The sequence below is a fragment of the Paenibacillus mucilaginosus 3016 genome, from assembly GCF_000250655.1.
GTDB lineage: Bacteria > Bacillota > Bacilli > Paenibacillales > NBRC-103111 > Paenibacillus_G > Paenibacillus_G mucilaginosus.
This window is the reverse complement of record NC_016935.1, coordinates 3,069,223-3,089,313: the sequence shown is the minus strand read 5'-3', so window position 1 is coordinate 3,089,313 and position 20,091 is coordinate 3,069,223. Positions and strand designations below refer to the sequence as shown.

The window sequence follows — 20,091 nt, the reverse complement described above, 5'->3', positions numbered from 1 at the left end:
GCCTTCCTGCTGCTACCAAGGCAGCTCTCTGCCGGTGTCCGCTTCGATATAGATCGGCTGCTCCCGGATCTCGCTCCCGTACTCGTCGATCCGCCGCAGGATGTTCTCTGCCGCCTCCTGCGGAGTGTAGGTGCCCGCATCGTTCCATGTTCCGCTCATGTAGGTCTTCACCCACCCGGGGTGGAACAGCAGCACGCGCCCGCCGTTACGCCGTATACGGTTATGAATGATCGTCGATCCCATGTTCAACGCGCTCTTAGCCATACAGTAGCCGAACCACGCTTCCCGGTAGCTCTGGGTGATGCTGCCCGCTTCCGAGGAGATGTTCACGATGAGCTTGCCGCCGTTCATCAGCGGACCGATCAAGGCGTTCGACATCCGGATCGCCCCGAGGGCCGAGACATCATACACCCGCAGCATCTCGTCAAAATCAAGCTCCCCCTCGATCGGTACCGAAGTATCCCCGAGCAGCGCCGCATTATTGATCAGCACATCCAGAGCATCCGTCCGGCTGCGGATCAGCGCTCCCGCTTCCCGTACACTCTCGTCGCTGCCCACATCAAGGTAGAACGCATGCAGCGTCTGCGGAAACGCCTCCTTCAGCCGGTCCATCTCGGGATTCTCCCTGGAGATCCCGCCCGCAAATACAGTACACCCTGCGTGCAGCAGCGATTCCGTCAGTGCCAGCCCTACGCCTCTGTCCGTTCCCGTGACGCAAACCCTCCGGTGCTCTGCCATGACGCTCACGCTCCGTTTTCGTTTTATAAAGTTAGAGCGGCTCAGCCGCCATGTTCCCTCTCATCGTAAAATACGGAAGCTTCTGCGAACATAACCCAATGGACGACAAATATAGTATAATGTCATGGACTGTATGCGCATTCAACAATGGAACCAGAGAGGAGCACGAAGCCCATGCAATCCCGTCATCCGAGGATTAAACACACCGTCAATTCCTGCCAGGATATCAAATTCTACTATGCCGGCACGGAAGCATGCGAGAGCGGACAGACCTGGGGGCCCGGCGTCAAGGATCATTACAAAATCTTCTACATCCACAGCGGCCGGGGAACCTTCCGCACCGCAGCAGCGGAATACCCGCGGTCGGCGGGAGACGGATTCTTCCTGGTGCCCGGCGAGCTCTATGATTACGAGGCCGATGCACACGATCCGTGGAAGTTATCGTGGGTGGCGTTCAACGGCGAAGCGGTGCCTCTGTATCTTGAGCAGGCCGGCCTTTCTTACGAAAGCCCGCTGTTCACCTGTCCGCCGGACGGCCCGACCCGCCAGAGCCTGCAGGCCATGATCGAAGCGGACCGGAATCCGGACAGCTTCAGCCGGCCGCTCCGCCTGACGGCGGCCCTTTACACCTTCCTCGCGGCTCTGCTCGATGCGATCCAGGCCGGCCCGGTTGACCCGAACCGCAGCTCCATCAAGTCCTATTACGTCGCCCAGGCGCTCGATTTTATCGAAACGAACTACTCGTGGTCCGTCTCCATCGAGGACATGGCCCACGCGCTCGGGTTGAGCCGCAAATATATCGCGAGCCTCTTCAAGACTGCCGTCGGCGTCCCGCCCCAGCAGTATCTCTGCCGCTACCGGATGGAGAAAGCCCGCGAGCTCATGCAGGGCTCCCTGTCGATCAAGGAAATCTCGTATTCCGTAGGGTACAGCGACCAGCTCATTTTCTCCCGCATGTTCAAAAAGACGTTCGGCTATGCGCCCAAGGAATACCGGCGGAAATCCGGAGGGGTCTAGCCGCTCCCATAATAAAAGGGCATGGGACTCCGTCAAGCCGCCATGTACATACCCGCGAACGTGATTCCAGGCTGTCTCATGGCAGCCTGTTTGGCGTGCAGGGGTATCCGTTTCTATGCGAGGTCTTCTTTGGGTCTCCGCTCCCGCTTCTTTCACCCGGCCCTTCCCCCTTCGCTCCACCTGACCGGCGCTTACATCATTTGGGCCATCCTTCCATTCCCTCTTCTCCGCTTACACCCGCCCCTCCCCTCCGCTCCGGCACTTCCGGTAATCCGTACGGCAGCCGGCCCTGCCATCCATGACCCTTCCATCCTCAGCGTGACAATCCGGCCCCGGATTTAGTACACTTGAAGGATAAGGAGTGATATGCGGTGAACAACAGAAGATTTACTCTGGAGGAAGCCAATGCGATGCTGCCCCGGCTCCGGGAAGATTTGGCCAAGCTGCAGGAGCTCGTGAAGCAGTTCGAGGGACTCTACCAGGAACTGAAGCAGGCCAAGGCTGAATACTTGCTGCAGCCCGCCGGCCAGGAGGGCGGTGACCCGTTCTTCGAGATGGAGGGACGGCTCGACTTCCTGCGGATCGAAGCGGAGCTTTTCATCGAGAACTTCACGCGCCAGGGCGTGCTGCTCAAGATGATCAAGCCCGGACTGATCGACTTCCCTGCCGTTGTGGACGGCGAAGAGGTGCTCATCTGCTGGAAGGAAGGCGAGGAGCGCATCACGCACTACCATGGCTGGCATGACGGATTCGCGGGCCGCAAGCCTTTTCCGGACGCCTAATAGGAATAGATGTACATTGCAGGAGCCTGTGTATGATCGAATCATTCGGCTTTTTGGGTGTCTGTTTTATCAAAAAAAACAGCCCGCGGATCCCCCATCTTACGGGGAACGCGGGCTGTTTCGTGTACCCTGCAGCCGTTATAGTGATGTATTTCATCCGAACACAGCGGGGCCGCTGTTACCCGCCCCCGCCATACTCCAGCGCAGATTACTGCTGATTGTTGTTCGCATTCTGGTTTTCGGAGAACACCTCAGCCGCTTCCTCTGCGGAGAATTCCGTATCGTTCTCGCCCTCGACAGGCAGCTTGTTCAGCTCCGTGGACTGCACGTCCGCCTTGGACACTTGATTCCGCTGGTTTGCCATCATAAGCACCTCCTTCCTGAAAATGACAACAACATCGTTATCATTCCACAGGAAGGCTTTTCTATACCCCGTTCCGGAAAAATCTACCTTATCATGCTGCGGCCCGCGCTTGACACCGGCTTTTTTTGGCTGCCCGGCAGGTTCGTGCCCACGACCCCGAGCACGATCAGCGCCGCGCCGACGAAATGATAATAGAACAGCTGCTCGCCGAGCAGAAGCGCTCCTGCAGCCATCGTCACCAAGGTGGAGAGGTGGGTGAACACCCCGGCCTTCGACGCTTCAAGCTTCGACAGCGCGTAGTTGTTGAGCATGGCGGTCACCATCGACGAGAGGATGCCGAGGTACAGCACGGAACCGAGGAACGGCAGGCTGCCCAGCGGCTCGAAGTAAGCCGGGAGCGTCCCGGCCAGCAAGTGGCGGATCACGGACATGCCATTAAAAATAAAAAGCCGATCAGCGTCATGGCGAAGGTCATCTCCATCACCGTGAAGCGCCGCGTCATCCGCCGGGCAAGCACGCTGTAAGCCGCCATACAGCCGGCGGAGACCAGGATCAGTACCGTCCCGAGCAGGGCTCCCGATCCGATGGCCGCCCCCTTCATCACGAAGATGTAGACCACGCCCGCCGCCGACAGGAGAATGAACAGGATCTGCCGTACGCCTGCATATTCCTTGAGCACCGCAGCCGCCAGCAGTGCCGTGAAGATCGGGACGGTCGCATGGATGATACCCGCTTCCGACGAAGAGCTGTAAGCCAGCCCGAAGGCCTGGAAGGCAAAGAACAGCGACGGGTACAGCAGCGCCAGCGGCAGCAAGGCGGCCATCTCCCGGGGACGGAGCTTCACGCGGATCCATCCGAAGGCCGCGGCCAGCGCCAGGACGGCGAAAGAAGCCGTGAACCGGTGGGCCAGTGTATCGAGCGGGTGTGCGGTGTCCAGTGCAATCTTCACGAAGAGGAACGAGAAGCCGATAATCACCGCATTACCGACGGCCGCCAGATATGCCGCTGTTTGCCCGCGGTCACGCGAGGCCTCGTTGTTCTTCTGCTGACGGGTGCCGTCGGCCTTCCGGGCCCCCTCTTCCCTTGTCCTGCCCTTATTCTCCATGTGCATCATCAAGCTGCCCCTCCGTTTCTGCCTGAGTGTCTTTCCAGGTTCTGTCGAGACCTATCGTAACCCGATCCCCAGCGTGGTACAATATGGCAAATACTAAATCTGTACCGGTACAGATGAACCCGGGAGGTGAACCGCATGCTGAAATACATGGAATTGGCGAACGAAATCGAAGGGCTGATCGAGACCCTTCCGCTCCGGGAGGGCGGCAAGCTGCCCTCGATCCGTACGCTGGCCCAGCGCTATGAATGCAGCAAGAGCACGATCATCCGCACCCTGCAGGAGCTCGAACGGCAGCATCGCATCTACGCCGTGCCCAAAAGCGGCTACTACGTCGTCCGCAGCCGGGCGGCCTCGGAGGATACCCGTACCGGGGTGCTCGACTTCATCGCCGCCGCCCCGGACCCGGAGCTTTTTCCGTATCTCGACTTTCAGCACTGCATCAACAAGGCCATCGAAACCTACAAGAACGACCTGTTCGTCTACGGTACGCCCCAGGGCTTGCCCTCGCTGCTGCGTGTGGTCCGCAGTCTGCTTGCTTCCTCCCAGATATTCACGGAGACGGACCGCCTCTTCGTCACCTCCGGCGTTCAGCAGGCGCTGTCCCTGCTGGCCGCCATGCCGTTCCCCGGCGGCCGCCGCACCGTCCTGATCGAGCAGCCCGGCTACCATCTCATGGTTCGTTACCTTCAAACCTATGGCGTACCGGCCCGGGGCATCCGCCGTACAGCGGAGGGGATCGATATGGAAGAGCTGGAGCGCCTCTTCCGCGGAGGAGAGATCAAGTTCTTCTACACGATGCCCCGCTTTCACAATCCGCTCGGGTGCTCCTACACCGAGGATCAGAAAAAACAGATCGTGAGGCTCGCCGCGAAGCATGATGTCTACCTTGTCGAGGATGATTATATGGCGGACTTCGAGGAGAACCGCCGGGCCGATCCTCTCTTCGCCCATGATCCTTCGAGGCGCGTGATCTATCTCAAAAGCTTCGCCAAGATCCTGTTCCCGGGCCTGCGCCTGGGCATCGCGGTCCTGCCGCCGGCACTCGCCGAAGTGTTCTCCAGGCACAAGAAACTGCAGGATATCGACACCTCCATGCTGTCGCAGGCGGCGCTCGAAATCTACTTGAAGAGCGGCATGTTCGGGCGTCACAAGCAGCGGCTCTCCCGTTCCTATGCGGAGAAAGCCCGTCTGCTCCAAGACAGCCTGCAGAGAGCTGCCGGGCAGCTGGGGGATCGAGCAGCGTTCCGTCCGGCTCCGGCACCCATGATCCACACGCATCTGGAGCTGCATCCCGGGATCGACGTCCCCCGGCTGGCCGCCCGGCTCGCCCGCCGGTCCGTGCTGATCGGGCCGATGGATCAGCATTATCTGGAGGGCTTTCCCCGGGATCCTCTTCTCAAACTGAACGTATCGCAGGTGAAGGCGGACGAGATCGAACGGGGGGTGGAGCTGATCGCGGAGGAGATATCCGGAAGTCCTCTGCACACAGCCAAGGGGCTTAGCACCTAGAGCCTTGTAATTCGACAGCAAACAACAAAGTATAACAAAAATAACGAAGGCTGCCCGAAGGCAGCCTCGATGGATTGGTGCGTGGTGCGTGGGGTTCAGGCGGAAGACCCGCATGGCAGCAGCCATCTGGGTTCGCGCCCTGATGACTTTCGTGGCGTTGGGGTCAACGTAATGCCGCGCGGCCCCTCCGCAGTACCTGCCGGACTGCCTGCAGTGCTCCGCCACCGGCTGCAGAGGGGCTACAGCGCCTGCTCCTCCGCTTGACGGTCCGCTTCCTGAGCCCCAGCACTGCTTTTGATAAAATCGTACATCGACCGCACCTGCATGCTGCCCGGGTCCCCGGCCGCGAAAGGCTCGCCGCCGTCCGAACGCTTGCGGAACGCCACGGTCACCGGACTGCCCGGCAGCAGATCAAAGAAGTTGTCGGTGAAGTGGCCCTCGGCCTCCGAAGACAGCCATACCTGCTTCGCCAGACGGTCCGCCTCCAGCGTGAAGAGCACCTGCTCCCCTTCGGTCCGCCGCGTGATCCTCACGCCCGGCTCCTCCAGCCGCAGATCCTTCACCGGCAAGAAGTAGTGCTCCTTGAGATCGGTCGTGCCTTCGCTGCCTTCGAAGCGGGCCGTGAGTACGACCGATGCCGGGTCGGCCCCTTCCAGCACCTCCTCCCGTGCCAGCGACTTCAGATGGCCTGCCGCATTCGCAGCCAGCGTCACGGAAGCCGGCCACTGCCTCAGCACGTTCCCCTGGAAGTCGAGCAGCCGGAGCTCCAGCGTTCCCGTCAGCGGCACCTGCAGGTCGGACACCCCATGGATCTCGACCTTGCCGTCATTCTCGTCGAGCGACAGCATCACGTCGCGGAAGCTCCGCTTTGCGTAATACTGCAGCGCCTTCCAGCGGCCGAGATAATCCATGCCCGCCCAGGAAGCGACCGGCCAGCAGTCGTTCATCTGCCAGTACAGCGAGCCCATCGTGAAGCCCATGCGGCGGCGGTGCGCTTCGATCGCGGTTTTCATCGCTTCGCCCTGCAGCACCTGGCTCATGTAGAGGAACGAGCGGAAGTCCTTCGGCTCGCTGAGATACTGGTCCATGTACTCCTTGATGAGCATGTTGCCCCGCCCGTTCTTCTGGTGGCTGAGCATGACCTCGGAGACGAGCGCCATATCTTCTTCGGCCGCATAGGTCTCCACCGTCTTCTCCTCAGGGAACGACTGGAAGCCGTACTCGCTCATGAAGCGGCCGATATGCACCTTGTAGTTCGAGAACGGCTCGACGTTATGCCACACGCCCCAGTAGTGGATATCCCCATCCGGCGAGGAGCTCGTGGCATGCTGATTCGCATCCCCGGTCACTTCCCGCATCGGGGAAGACGGCCAGTAATCCGTCTCCGGCGACAGGGCACGGATGGTTTCGGGCAGAATTTCATGGAAAATCGCCTCGTAATCCCGCCAGATCTTCTCCCGGAGCTCCGGACTGTACTTCTTCTTCCACCCCCAGCCCGCATTCTCGTCATAGTGGGACCAGGCCGTGTCCATCTCATTGTTGCCGCACCACAGCACGACCGACGGGTGGCGGCGCAGCCGCTTCACATTCTCCTCGGCCTCGGAGCGGACGCTGGCCAGGAACGCCTCGTCCCCCGGATACATGCTGCAGGCGAACATGAAATCCTGCCACACGAGGATGCCGTACTCGTCGCACAGCCGGTAGAAATCGTCGTGCTCGTAGATCCCGCCGCCCCAGACGCGCAGCATGTTCATGTTGGCCTCCGCCGCCGAGGCCACCTCGTGGCGGTAGCGTTCGTAAGTGACCTCGGTCACGAAGCTGTCGTTCGGAATGTGGTTGGCGCCCTTGCAGAAGACCGGCACGCCGTTGAGCTCGATGTAGAAGCTCGTGCCGTGCGCATCCTTCTGGCGTACGAGCTTCGCCGACCGCAGGCCGGTCGTCACCGTCTCCTGCGCATGCACATCCCCGCCGGATACCAGCTCCGCACGGAAGTCCGTCAGCTCCTGCGCCCCCAGGCCGCGGGACCACCACAGACGCGGGCTCTCCAGCTCGGCGGCCAGCTGGACTGTATGGCTGCCGGCTTCCAGACGGACGTCGCGGCTCCACTGCCGCCCCTCGGCCGATACGCGGAGCTCCCCGCTCCAGGCTTCGTCCGTCTCGACCTCGACCAGCGCCGTGAGACGCGCCGCCTCCGCCGTCACCTGATCCTGGCGGATGTGGAAATCCCGGATGCGGATGCCGGACCAGCTCTCGAGCCGCACGTCCTTCCAAATGCCGCTGGTTACAAACCGCGGGCCCCAGTCCCAGCCGTAGTGATACGGCGCCTTCCGGGCGAAAACGCTTACTTTTTCGTCCCCAAGACCGCCCGCTTCACTCTGGTCGTTGGCCGCAGGCAGCGCATACCCGAGCGCCCGCAGCTTCGGCAGATCCTCCTGAATCGGAGAGCGGAACCGGACGCGCAGCGTGTTCTCCTCCTGCAGCAGCTCTTTGACGTCGGCGCGCCAGGAGCGGAACATATTGTCGGCCGACAAAATCGGCTGCCCGTTCAGGGTAACGTCGGCATACGTATCGAGGCCGTCGAATACAAGCTCGACGTTCGCTCGGCTCAGTTGTTCGGGTGATGCAGCGAAGCTCGTGCGGTACTCCCAGTCTTCCTTGTCGATCCACTGCAGCCTCTTCTCATTCGTGCCGTAAAAAGGATCTTCGATCTTCCCGTTTCGGAGCAGATCCGTATGTACACAGCCCGGTACGGCGGCGGGCAGCCAGTGCTCATCTTTGCAGGCCTTGAATTCCCAGCCGGACAGGGTCATATAGGCAGGTTTCGTTATCGTCACAATCACCGTCTCCTTCTATGGAAGTGGAATAGAGTGGAATGCTGTGCCCCCATTATAAGGCAAATGACCACCCCTGACAATAACATAATACGGACATTAAATATAACAAATATAACATAGAGGGAAGGGGGTTATCCCCCCATGGCCATAAAGGATGAATGCTGCCGTATCCGCGAAAAAAGCCTAGCTGGCTTCCCTTTATGGAAACCGGCTAAGCTTTTGGGATAAGAACAAACCTAGAATTCGTACGCTTGAAGAAGCTCCGCCAATCTCAGGGCGTGCGCGTTATGGAACGCTTCCCGCTTCTCCGCATCCAGATAATCGTCGAGATAGTGCATAAGGACCGTTCTGCGCTGAAGCTCTTCCGGCAGCGTCAGCAGCTCATCCAGTGAGGTGTGCGACGGCAGGTTGTAGGGCTGCATGTGGCACTCGTAGAAGAGCACCTTCGCTTTCGCTGCGGCCTCTTCAATCTGGCCGAGGTCAAACCGCGTATCCCCGCTGAAATAAAAATAAGGCGCGCAGAGCAGCCCGAAGGAAATCATCCCCGGGATATGTACTGTTCTTACCAGCTCGAAGCGCTGTCCTTCGAGCTCGAACGCCTCCTGTACAGGGACGACCTCGAAGAAGTCCGAGAGCTCCTTCGGCCCCCGCGTCGAATAAGCGAGCCCGTGCCGGAGCGCATCCCACAGGTCCCCGAGAAGCTCTTCGTGCACGAACAGCCGGGGCTTGCCCTTCAGCGGGTAGACCCCGTGGTAGAACGCCAGCTTCTGCAGCCCGTTGATGTGGTCCTCGTGCAGGTGGGTGACGAAGACGTTCTCCACCCGGTTGAGCTCCAGCCCTAGCTTATGGAGCGCCGCATGGTTGGACTCCGGAAAATCAATGCACAGATTCGTGCCGCCGAACTCGAGGAGCGCGCTGTTATGCCCCTGCCCCACGCTGAACCCGTCGCCCGCCCCCAGAAAAGTGAGTTTCATATTCTCTATTCCCCTCCCACAGTGAATCTATTATAGTAAGGATAAACTGACACCCCTTACTTGGAGGACACCCTGATGCTGCGCCGTCTCTTCCCTTCCCGCCCGGAGCGGCGAAGATGGAAGCCATCGCTATCGATGCTGCTGATCTCCTTGATCATTGTACTACTTACGAACAGCGTTTTCTATTATTATACAAAAAACAGAATGACCCGGGAGCTAGAGGAGCGTCTGCAGCTCATCTCCGATGTCCTGGCCGTCTCCATCGAGCATGCGCGGGCCGGCGAGAAGCATGTGGAGGATCTGATCGGCCTGAACCTCCGGTCCGTGTCGATCGCAGCCCAGAGCCAGCTGCCCGCCGACATCGAGCAGGTCTCGAACGAAGAGCTGCAGACGCTCAGCCGGCAGCTGATGGTCAACCATATCACGCTGATGAAGCGGCAGGGCGACGATATTGTCGGCTACAGGTCTTCCGACCCGAAGGAGATCGGCATGAGCACAAAGGACTGGCGCGGTGACTGGTTCAAGGCGTTCAACCAGCTGCTGGACCGGAAAGAGACGCAGGTCCCGAGCGGACAGGCGCTGCCGAACTACTGGTCCGGTCCGATCAACACCTCGATGACCAATCCGAGCTCCGTGGACAAATGGGGCTATTATCATGACGGCTCGACGAACTACATCACCGATCCCTTCGTTCACGATACCCATCTGCGATCATACCAGCGGGACACCGGGGTGGACGCGTTCATCCGCGAGATGACGCGCGAGGACCGGCTGAATGCGGCGAGCGAGATTACGGTCTATAATCCCCCGACCTTCCTGAAGGAGCAGGAGCAGTACCGCAAGGACGCCTTCACCTGGTTCTCCGACCGCGAGATCCTGTTCGGCAGCTACACTCTGAAGGACAGCCGGGATGCCTCCTCCGTCCGCGAAGTGATGCGAACCGGACAGAAGCAGGAGTTCACGACCGTGCTGGACGGGCATACCTATCTCAAGATGTTCATCCCGCTGGGGCTGGAGTACCCGGCCGTCATCGGGCTGACCGCGGATTATGAGCCCATCCTCGACTGGGTCCGCGAACAGCAGACGCAGCTGACGCTGCTCATCGGCTCCACGATCTTCATCGGGCTGCTCACCCTCTTCCTCTCGGCCAGGGTGATGAGCCGCAGCCGGGAGCGCACGGCCGAGAGCGTACAGGAAGTATACACCGACAAGATCGACGATCTGTTCCGCTCGATGAAGGAGCAGCAGCACGATTTTAACAACCATGTTGCCGCTCTCTCCGCCCTCGTGCAGCTGAAGCAGTATGAGGAACTGACCCGTTATACGGAGCAGCTCACGGAGGAGACTCATGCCCTGAACGACATCATCCAGATCAACGTTCCGGCCCTGTGCGCCATCGTCCAGGCCAAGCTGATCGAGTCCGCCCAGCGGAAAATCCGCTTCACCCACGACGTGGAGAACTTGTCTGGTGCGAATCTCGGGGCCTTGAAGGCTACCGACCTCGTCAAGGTCGTGAGCAACCTGCTTGATAACGCTTTCGACGCCGTCAGCGCTTCGCCAAGGTCCGATAAGCACGTAGGGCTGACCGGCAGACTAGCGGACGGGAGGCTGCAGTTCGTGGTTGCCAATAACGGCGAACCGATTCCCGGGGCGGTGCGGGAACGCTTATTTGAAGCCGGCTTCACTACCAAGACGGAAAGCGGCGATCATGAGGGACTCGGGCTGTCCATCGTTCAGTCTATTCTGAGCAGGTACAAGGGACAGATCGAGGTTCACAGCTCTAAGGCCGAAACCCGGTTTGTGCTCAGCATTCCGGTCTAGGGAAACACATCAGGAGAAATACAGAGGGTAGGGATGCATCTTGACATATACCGTTATCATAGCCGAGGATGATCCCCTGCAGGCGAGGCTGTTGGAGCAGTTCTGCACCGAGGAGGGACTGCAGGTGTTCGGCGCGGTCTCGTCGGGCCGCCGGCTCATCGAAGAGGTCACGGCAGGCAGGCCGGATCTCGTCATCGCCGACATCACCCTGAAGAGGCAGGACGGCATCTCCGCCATCCGGGAGATGATCGGGGACGGGCTCGCCCCCGTGGTGATCCTTGTCTCCGGCTCCGTCGATCCCGAGCACCTGCTCGCCGGCTATGACATTGCCGCCGTGGATTATGTGCGCAAGCCGATCCTGCGTGCCCGCTTCAAGCAGGCCGTGGACCGGGCCAAGGCCAGGGTGGATGCCAGACGCCGGGCGGCCGCGCTTCCGGATCAGGTGAACTTCATCACCTGCAAGGTCCGTTACAGGGACCTGCAGTTCGCCGAGCCCCAGCTGCTCTATGCCGAGCGGACGATGCTCCGCAAGACGAAGGTGGTTCTCAGCGACGGCACCCATTTTCTCACAAGCACCCCCCTGCATGACATTCAGGCCCAGTGCTCGGAGCGCATCGTGTTCAGCCACCGGAGCTACCTCGTCAACACCGCCCGGATCGCGGCGATCGAGACGGTACCGGGCGGTTCCAGGCGCAATTACGAGATTACCTTGATCGGCTGCCCGGTCAAGGTACCGCTGACGCCTACGTACTACGGTGAATGCAGGCAGCAGATGGAATCGTTCACGGGCGGCCCGCTATGAGGACCAGCGCATCCGGACCTTCCCGGCCGGCAGCGGCTTGGACGAATCCGGAGGAATCGGCATCGGGAGCAGGCGGTGGCCGGGCCGCATCCCCCGCACCGGCGGAACAGGCAGCTTCCGGCTGACGTACGCTTCGTTCACGTGGGGAAGCTGTGACAGGGGAAAGGGCCGTTGACACGAACGACAGCGCCCCAGGCCCAGCTCCTCATACATAATCAGTCTCTCCGACGAACAGTGTATGCAGCGTTCTCTCATGGTTCCCGTCCTCTTTCGATCAGTATCTAAGTCTACTGTACCAACCGGCGGCACAGTTTGGGTATGGGTTGCGTCCGAAATGCGGAATCTTGCGCCCGAAATGTGCTGCGAGGGGTGGACTTGGAAAGGAAGAAGAGGCGCCGACCGGTTTGTTCTGCGCGGCAGCTGGCTGTGGCTCGGTTCCGTAAGGTAAACAAGCAAATGCGATTTATTCTTACTGATCATTCAAGGAAAAAAGGACCCGGAATCCTGTGATCCCGGGTCTTTTCTATTCATGGAGCATCTCCTCATGGCTTGCTTCCATTCATTCCAATGGAGGTGCTGAGGCCTTGGTCCGTACAGTCCTACTGCGATTCGCCCGCTCCGGTAGGGATCCGCAGATCCTGGAAGTTCTCCACGGATGCGCTCTTTTCATAAAAATGGGTGGCATTCGCCTGAATCCCTTCCCGGGTATAGAACGGGTCGTCCGGCTGCAGCGGGAAGGTCACCTTCTCTCCGGTGCTTGCCGACTTGTAGATCCCGAGAATGAGCTCCAGCGTGCTGCGGCCGCTGATCCCGTCGACGAGGACCGGCGCCCCGGTTTCGATGGCGGCGAGGACATTGTCCACCTGGCCGGCGTGCCCCGCGTACTCCGGACCCGGCAGGCTGTCATACAGTTCCCGGATCTGTGCCTCCAGCTCTTCGTCCGCAGCCGGGAAGCCGTTCGGCCGGGAACGCGAAGCCTTTACCTTCCAAGGGGCGGATACGCGGGCCCGCTTGCCCTGGAAAATCAGCTGCTGCTCCTCGCCGTGATGCACGACCGAGCTCGTGATCTGAGCCAGCGCCCCGTCCGGGAAGCGCAGCATCGCTATCGAGAGATCCTCGACCTCCGCATTGTCGTGGGACGTGTTGCTCATGAACGCCTGCAGCTCGGCCGGCCGGCCCATCATCCACAGGAACGCGTCGATATGATGCACCGCATGGTTCAGGGTGCAGCCCCCGCCTTCCTTCTCCCACGTGCCGCGCCACCACAGATCGTAATAACAGTGGCCCCGCCACCAGAACGAGTCCACCTGCGCGTGGACGACCGGTCCCATGAGCCCGCTGTCCAGGACCGACTTCAGCTTCCACAGAGGTGCCGTGAATCGGTTCTGGGCCACAACCGACAGGATACGGCCGCTCTCGCGCGCCGCCGCATTCATCTCGTCGCACTCCTGCAGGGAGGACGCCATCGGCTTCTCTACGAGCACATGCTTGCCGGCCCGAAGGAAGTCGATCGAGATGGGCGCATGGGTGTAGGGCGGCGTGCAGACCGATACAAGGTCAATGTCCTCCTGCAGAAGCTCCTGGTAATCCGCGACCGCCCGTGCCCCCTCCAGTCCGAATTCGGCGATGCGGGCTTCCGCCTTGTCCTGATAGATGTCGCTGACCGCGACAATCCGGCAGCGATCGGGGAACTGCAGGTAAGCCTCGATGTGGGCACGCGAGATGGCTCCGGTACCAATGATGGCAATCTTCAACATAGGGGAAAGACCTCCTCAGGCTTCTCTTGTTTTCTTTCATTGTAAAAGAAACCCGGCCTCCTTTATGCCGCAATATTGTGGGATAATGCTTCGATCTTGCGGAACTGTACGAACGGCTGCCGGGAGGAACTGAGGAACCGTGCGGATGCGAAGGATCGGGTCTGCCGGATGGCTCCGTGCTTTGGCAGCTAAGGGAGAAGCCTGTACGAGTGGATGAGCGGCAGGCTTGGAGTGGCTTGCAGCACTCTGGAGGAAGAGCTTTTACTGCCCCGCAGGCACTTGCCGGGAATGCTCCGATCTTGCTATGATCGATGCAAAAGGTGCGGGCGGCATCCGAGCGTAAGACGGGTGCCTGCGGGCCAGGTTGGCTGCTCGGACACGGATTTCCGTGTTCGCCGGCCTGCCGAGGGCGGATTGGTCGCTCGAAGATGGATTTTCCGTCTTACAGAGGCTGCGTTCGACCGAATGTCCGAGGCTTCCGGCTCCGAACATGGATTTCCGTGTTCGCCGGCCTGCCGAGGGCGGATTGGCCGCTCGAAGACGGATTTTCCGTCTTACAGAGGCTGCGTTCGGCCGAATGTCCAAGGCTTCCGGCTCCGAACACGGATTTTCCGCGTTCGCCGGCCTGCCGAGGGCGGATTGGCCGCTCGAAGACGGATTATCCGTCTTACAGAGGCTGCGTTCGGCCGAATGTCCGAGGCTTCCGGCTCCGAACACGGATTTTCCGCGTTCGCCGGCCTGCCGAGGGCGGATTGGTCGACCGTATACGGAAAATCCGGCTTACGTGGGTTAAGCCCGGCCGCTGTCCGGCTCTCTCTATCACCTTATCCGCCTGTCCGCTCCACCCATCTTAGCCAAAGGCGGTGATCTGCCATGATGATTCCTCCGATGGCCGAACCTTATCTGTTCGACTACCGGCGCACGTCCCTTCATGAATTCAAGGAAGTGTTCCACGCTCATCCCGAGATGGAGTTTACCTACGTGCATGAGGGCGAGGGCAACCTGATCCTCGAGGGGCGGACGTATGCCATCTCGCCGGGGACGCTGCTCATGTTCCATCCGTTCCAGCTCCATCGGATCCGCATGGATGTGGCGCCGGGGAGGCCTTTTGTCCGGACGCTGCTGATCTTCGATCCCGCGGTGCTGCAGCCCTACTGGAGCCAGTTCCCCGCGCTGAAGGAGTTCTTCCAGTCACTGAAACTCAGCCAACCCGTGAGCCCGCCGCTGTGCCTGGCCCCCGGGGATCCGGCCGTGTCGCTGCTGACTCAGTTCCACGACACTCTGCCGCAGCTGGCGCTGCACGAGACGCAGGAGGAGTACGCGTTCCTGCTGCTCGGCTTCCTCCGGCAGCTGCGCCGCTTCCGCCAGCCCGCTCCCGGACCGGTCGCCCCCGCCTCCCGCTGCAGTCACCGGGCCGAGGAGATCATGCAGTGGATCGAGCGGCATTACGCCGATCCGTTCGAGCTGGAACGGCTGGCGCGCGAACTGCATATCAGCCGCTACCATGCGGCCCATCTGTTCAAGGAAGCGACCGGCACGACCATCCTCTCCTACGTGCATGCCACGCGTGTCCGCCATGCCTGCGTGCTGCTGAGGCAGACTCTGCTGGCCATCCCGGAGATCGGCATCCGCACCGGGTATCCGAATCCCTCGTACTTCTGCCGGGTGTTCCGCGAAGCGATGGGCACCACGCCGCACCAGTACCGGCTGCGTGTGCAGAAGTAGCGGGCTCTCCGCTGCAGGAAGCTTGCCGGTTCAGGAAACCCAACATGCTTCCCACCCGGCCGACACTCCCGGCTCGTTCCATGGGATGGACCGATTGTCAGGAGGGCTTGTCCCTGGGTGAGCCCCCTTTCTCCTCCGGCACGCGTACTCCCGCAGCGGCCGTCACACCGTCGGACAGTTAGAGCTCCGTTCCCAGATCAGGCGGCAGCCAGAATCGCTTCACGTCCGTCCCGTGCGCCCCGATAGGCATAAGAAAAACCCCTGATCGGGGTACTTTCGAAGAAGTGGTTTCGTGGGTTAATATGAAGTTTTCTTGCGATATAAGAACGCTTCAGCTTCTTTGGAAACTTCGACAGTTCACTCATCAAGGCTTCGAAGGCCGACTTCCATGGCAGACATTTTCGAGGACGATGATTGATGTAACGTTAGTCCAGTTGTAGGTTCCGAAGCAAGCCGTAAAAGCCACCAGTATAAGTGACTACATTAATCACAATCCTGATGGCATTTCATATCAATGCACATTAATTCACAATAGCAACCGATGCAACTTTATTAGCGACGTACTGTACATCCGGAACATTAATCACTCCGTCGTGATTGATATCGTACCGGGCGTCAAACCCGGCTGTTTGTCCGCTGACTTCTCCGCTTTTCCGCGAGATGAGCACAAGGTCCTCCAGACCAATCAGCCCATCTCCGTTAAAATCAATACTGCTTGTCGAAATCACCAGCTTTACCGGCTCTGTCAGCTGTCGAATCTGATTCTTGCTGTCGGCTGTACTGGAACCAGGATTGAGCACGATCTCCGAGCTGCCCTTTGCCAAAAGCGTGAACTTCAGCACGGCGGATTTAACATCTCCATTGCGCCCGGTCGTGCTGCCCAGGAGACTTCCGCTGACCCCCGCAAGCCCTGCCTTGGAAGTGTTTTTGCTGAAGACCGCACTCTGCCCCTCAACGCCAAATTCCTTACTGAGAAGAATATGATTCAGACGCAGCTTCGCTGGATCGTACCCAATCTTGAGAAGGAAGGCGTACAGGTCCTGTTGATCCTTGGCGTGCACATAAACCTCTACCTCCGAACCTACCTCATAGAATCCGGGTTTGACGTTCAAAGCGAGTGGTGCCTTCTCTGGCTGAGGTGTGTAAGTGTCCGTTGTCACGCTCAGTGAGGGACTCGGCAGGCTCACGTTTCCTGATTTATCGAAGGCAGTGAGGTGGAAGAGGTAGGAGGTCGATGCCTTCAGCCCCGTCACCTTATAGGTAGTCCCTGTCACGTTACCAAGGAACAGATCATCTTGGTATAATCGGTATCCGGCTATGCCCGTATCGTCGACTGCCTGCACCCAGTTCAGTATTACACTATTATAGGTCGCTTCCGTGACGCTGAGAATGTTACCAGCAGGCCACTGCGGCGCTTCAGGAGTGTTGGGACTGGGCTCGCCAAGTCCTAGAACTTGTATGGGAGTAGAATGGTAAGTCCTTGCTGCATCGCCCATTTGACCGTAACCATTATTTCCCCAGGCCCAGACGGTTCCGTCGCTCTTGACCGCCAAACTATGCTCAAAACCCGCAGCTATGTCTACCGCCGAACTGAGATCTTGCACTTGAACGGGAGTGGTACGAATGTCAGATTCGTAGCACATTTCGCCTTTCGAATTGCATCCCCATTCCCAGACGGTTCCGTCGCTTTTAAGCGCCAAACTATGCCATTCGTCCGCAGCGAAGGCGGCCACCGAACTGAGTTCCTGCAATGGAACAGGGGTATAGCGGGTTGTGGTTGTTCCATCACCGAGTTGACCATAACCATTCCATCCCCACGCCCAGACGGTTCCGTCGCTTTTGACCACGAAACGGCTATCGCCCGCATCGAAGGAGACTACCGAACTGAGACCCTGTGCTTGAACGGGGGTAGAACGGCTTTCAGTTGTTCCATCGCCGACCAAACCTCCCCACGCCCAGAGGGTTCCGTCGCTTTTGAGCGCCAAACTTGTGCCAGGACCCGCAGCTACGGCGATCACCGAATCGAGACCTTGCACTTGAGATGGAGTATAGAAGGAAGTATACATGTCTGACGTTGTTCCATTGCCGAGTTGCCCAGCGTTATTCATTCCCCACGCCCAAACAGTTCCGTCGCTTTTGAGCGCCAAATTATGTGAAAAGTTCGCAGAGATGGCGACTACCGAACTGAGACCCTGCACTTGAACGGGGGTTAAACGCCAACTTGTTTTATATGGGTCTTCGCCGAGTACGCCATACTCATTCTGCCCCCACGCCCAAACGGTTCCGTCGCTTTTGAGCGCCAAACTATGATTTCCACCTGCAGCTACGGTAACCACCTCTTCAAGGTCTTTTACCTGAACGGGAGTGGCACTGGAATACGGGGTTCCATTGCCGAGTGAATCTTTTCCCCACGCCCAGACGGTTCCATCCTCTTTAAGAGCCAGACTATGAAACCGTCCTGCTGCAACCATCGTTACACCCGATTTCGAGCTCTCTGCTGCAACCGCGGAACCAACCTCCGCTGCGGCTGCCTGAAAGGGCAGAAGCAGCGACATCAGCAAAAATCCACAAACCCAAAGCATACACCGTCGTCTCACTCCATCTTCACTCCCATCTTTGTTTCACTTAAATCTACCATATTACGGAAGTCTATTGATCTGCCCGTTGCACTATACAAATCTGGTGTAATTGTCATAACAGAGGGTAAAGTTAAAGACTAAAGATCGTCCCAACGGCACTTTATTATGACGGATTGTCAAGCCAAGTGTGACAGTTCACCCATGAAGGCTTCGCAGTCCGACTTCCATTGTAGACATTTCCCAGGACTATTGATTAGGTGGATAGCATATGTCAACTCCTCATCGGATCCCGTTGAGAGATCATGTCCTTTGGGGAAGAACGAACTTCCGTAAGAGACCGTTAGCATTTCCGGTGGATCCGCACTGCCATAAGGAGTAAGGATCTGCAAATACACTTTGATATCATGGCGATTTTCTAAAGCTGTATAGCAGGCAAACTCCTTACCAGATCGGTTGTGGCTGTCTTGAAGGCACTACGCGGGTACTGACTGGTCGTCACACTAAAGAGGCGATCTCCATTGAATCAGCGGTGCGATCAGGCATCTTTACAGCGAAGTAGAGGCGTGTTTTACGTTCGCTCGGTTCTATGTACTTCGCGATCTGCTCTGGTGACCTGCTGAATTTCTGGGGCATTGGTAGAGTGATGACGATTGAGTTTTTGACCAATGGATCTCGATGACCAGCCTAGTTTAGGCAGCGTCTCTAGTTGTGCACGTTCAATTATGCTAGGAACGGAGTAGTTTATGATGGGTTCTTCAATCCGTCTTCATTAAAAAAATCCGTCTCCCCGGTCAGCCCTGCCCGAAGAAACGGATTTTTTACTCAGCCCTTTTTTACTCCATCCGCATCAAATAACCGTACGTACGCTACAAGCTCCGCCCAGTTGACCCACGACAGTCCCACCTTCTGGTCGGCCGCCCCATAGGCCATTACGAGATCGTCTCCGACAAGGATCCCCGCGGTCGTGAACAGGCACGGCGTCGGATAATCCGTCGGCATCTCCCACTCCTGCTGCGCATACATCATGCGTTCGGAGCAGCGGTGCGTCACGACCGGAAAATCGTCCTCCTGCTCCAGCACGATCAGGAACGACTGGGTGTAGCCGAAGTGCGCATCCTTTTTGCCGTGGTACGCGACCAGCCACTCGTCTTCGGAGATGCGCAGCGGCGGCCAGCTCGCCCCGATGCGGTTCTCCTCCCAGTCGAACCGGCCGGCCGCCAGCAGCCGGTGCTCGGCTTTCGGCGAAGCGAAGTCCCCGATCTCCTCGGCCGCCGCCAGGTAGATCGAAGGGCCGAGATCCGCCCCGTCCGGGAAGGCCGCCGGGGTCATGGGACGGTGCAGCATGACATACTGCAGCCGCCCGTGGATCTTCATCCGCTCAGGGAACAGGAACACATCGCGGTTGTCACTCACATGCCCTTCGGTCAGCGGGCCCACATAAGCGAAGGCTTCCTCGTACCGGCGCGCCTTCAGCTTGTCGAGGTCAAGCCGGTACAGCACGGTAACCGTCACATTCGTCCGGCACGTTTCGTAGAATGGGCCCTCCCCCTCCTGCGTCCACTCCGGCACATAATCGTAACGGGTCTCAATGGGAGGGTCCCCATCCACCAGCCAATACGGCCCGGGCGGGAACAGCCGGCATGCAGCCGAGAGATACAGCTGCCCCTCGACCGGAAAAATCCGTGGATCTTCGATGCAGCCGTTGGCGTAATTCCATACCTGCCGCCCCTCCGCATCCGTGACCTTCAGCTCCTCTTCCTCCCAGCCCAGCTCAGGGGCCAATGCCGGACGCGAGAAATCCGCAGCCCAGGTCTGCCCCCGGTCATGGCTGACGGCATAGCCAAGGAAGATCGGGTAGGGCGGGTATTTGCCCTCGCGCTGCTTTTGCGGCCACGGCCCTGTCGCCCGGAACAGCATATGCAGGGTATCCGCCTCCTCCGGGTCCTGGACGATCGCCGGGTTGAGCACCATCTTGCTGGCCCAGTCGCAGCCCGGCTGGGGGACCAGCACCGGCTCCGGCGAATAGAAAAACTGGGGTTTCATGCCTCTCTCCGCCTCCTTATCAAAATACAGAG

Annotated in this window: 13 protein-coding genes and 2 pseudogenes; 6 read left to right on the top strand and 9 right to left on the bottom strand. The window is 59.2% G+C overall.

Features of this window, described 5'->3' with window-relative positions; genetic code table 11:
• Positions 1 to 12: 12 nt before the first annotated feature.
• Positions 13 to 738, bottom strand: coding sequence for an SDR family NAD(P)-dependent oxidoreductase (locus PM3016_RS13230; protein WP_014369828.1), 726 nt, complete (start codon positions 736 to 738; stop codon positions 13 to 15).
• Positions 739 to 912: 174 nt separating this feature from the next.
• Here PM3016_RS13230 and PM3016_RS13225 point away from each other — a divergent pair, with 174 nt between their 5' ends.
• Complete coding sequence (locus PM3016_RS13225; protein WP_014369827.1) at positions 913 to 1,755, top strand: helix-turn-helix transcriptional regulator; 843 nt, start codon at positions 913 to 915, stop codon at positions 1,753 to 1,755.
• Positions 1,756 to 2,126: 371 nt separating this feature from the next.
• The gene (locus tag PM3016_RS13220; protein WP_014369826.1) at positions 2,127 to 2,537 is read left to right on the top strand and encodes a DUF2203 domain-containing protein; all 411 of its coding nucleotides are present in this window, start codon (positions 2,127 to 2,129) and stop codon (positions 2,535 to 2,537) included.
• Positions 2,538 to 2,745: 208 nt separating this feature from the next.
• Here the strand turns inward: PM3016_RS13220 and PM3016_RS38630 are convergent, their stop codons facing one another.
• A complete protein-coding gene (locus tag PM3016_RS38630; protein ID WP_013916109.1) occupies positions 2,746 to 2,904 on the bottom strand; it encodes a hypothetical protein in 159 nt (52 codons plus the stop codon).
• A gap of 80 nt (positions 2,905 to 2,984) precedes the next feature.
• Positions 2,985 to 4,015: pseudogene (locus PM3016_RS13215) on the bottom strand (DMT family transporter).
• A gap of 135 nt (positions 4,016 to 4,150) precedes the next feature.
• Here PM3016_RS13215 and PM3016_RS13210 point away from each other — a divergent pair.
• Positions 4,151 to 5,524 carry an aminotransferase-like domain-containing protein gene (locus tag PM3016_RS13210; protein WP_014369824.1) on the top strand — a complete coding sequence of 458 codons (1,374 nt, stop codon included), beginning with the start codon at positions 4,151 to 4,153 and terminating at the stop codon, positions 5,522 to 5,524.
• Between the two features lie 239 nt (positions 5,525 to 5,763).
• Here the strand turns inward: PM3016_RS13210 and PM3016_RS13205 are convergent, their stop codons facing one another.
• Positions 5,764 to 8,358 (bottom strand): beta-mannosidase, encoded by a 2,595-nt coding sequence (locus PM3016_RS13205; RefSeq protein WP_014369823.1) that lies wholly within the window; start codon positions 8,356 to 8,358, stop codon positions 5,764 to 5,766.
• Between the two features lie 236 nt (positions 8,359 to 8,594).
• Entirely contained in the window at positions 8,595 to 9,332 is a 738-nt protein-coding gene (locus PM3016_RS13200) for an MBL fold metallo-hydrolase (protein WP_014369822.1), read from the bottom strand.
• Between the two features lie 75 nt (positions 9,333 to 9,407).
• Between PM3016_RS13200 and PM3016_RS13195 the strand changes: the two genes are divergently transcribed.
• Positions 9,408 to 11,153: a sensor histidine kinase gene (locus PM3016_RS13195; RefSeq protein ID WP_014369821.1), complete on the top strand. Its 1,746-nt coding sequence runs from the start codon at positions 9,408 to 9,410 to the stop codon at positions 11,151 to 11,153.
• Between the two features lie 40 nt (positions 11,154 to 11,193).
• Positions 11,194 to 11,955 carry a LytR/AlgR family response regulator transcription factor gene (locus PM3016_RS13190; RefSeq protein ID WP_014369820.1) on the top strand — a complete coding sequence of 254 codons (762 nt, stop codon included), beginning with the start codon at positions 11,194 to 11,196 and terminating at the stop codon, positions 11,953 to 11,955.
• A gap of 599 nt (positions 11,956 to 12,554) precedes the next feature.
• Here the strand turns inward: PM3016_RS13190 and PM3016_RS13180 are convergent.
• The gene (locus tag PM3016_RS13180) at positions 12,555 to 13,712 is read right to left on the bottom strand and encodes a Gfo/Idh/MocA family protein (RefSeq protein ID WP_013916101.1); all 1,158 of its coding nucleotides are present in this window, start codon (positions 13,710 to 13,712) and stop codon (positions 12,555 to 12,557) included.
• Between the two features lie 873 nt (positions 13,713 to 14,585).
• On the opposite strand from PM3016_RS13180, the gene PM3016_RS13175 reads away from it, so the two are divergent.
• Complete coding sequence (locus tag PM3016_RS13175) at positions 14,586 to 15,437, top strand: AraC family transcriptional regulator (protein ID WP_014369817.1); 852 nt, start codon at positions 14,586 to 14,588, stop codon at positions 15,435 to 15,437.
• Positions 15,438 to 15,958: 521 nt separating this feature from the next.
• Here the strand turns inward: PM3016_RS13175 and PM3016_RS13170 are convergent.
• The 3 genes and pseudogenes from PM3016_RS13170 to PM3016_RS13165 all read right to left on the bottom strand — a co-directional run bounded on the left by PM3016_RS13170 (position 15,959) and on the right by PM3016_RS13165 (position 20,059).
• Positions 15,959 to 17,992 carry an RCC1 domain-containing protein gene (locus PM3016_RS13170; protein WP_238540503.1) on the bottom strand — a complete coding sequence of 678 codons (2,034 nt, stop codon included), beginning with the start codon at positions 17,990 to 17,992 and terminating at the stop codon, positions 15,959 to 15,961.
• A 200-nt stretch (positions 17,993 to 18,192) separates the two neighbouring features.
• Positions 18,193 to 18,592, bottom strand: a pseudogene (locus PM3016_RS41365) (IS30 family transposase); the annotation flags it as partial.
• Between the two features lie 246 nt (positions 18,593 to 18,838).
• Positions 18,839 to 20,059 carry a glycoside hydrolase family 130 protein gene (locus PM3016_RS13165; RefSeq protein WP_014369815.1) on the bottom strand — a complete coding sequence of 407 codons (1,221 nt, stop codon included), beginning with the start codon at positions 20,057 to 20,059 and terminating at the stop codon, positions 18,839 to 18,841.
• Positions 20,060 to 20,091: the final 32 nt, after the last annotated feature.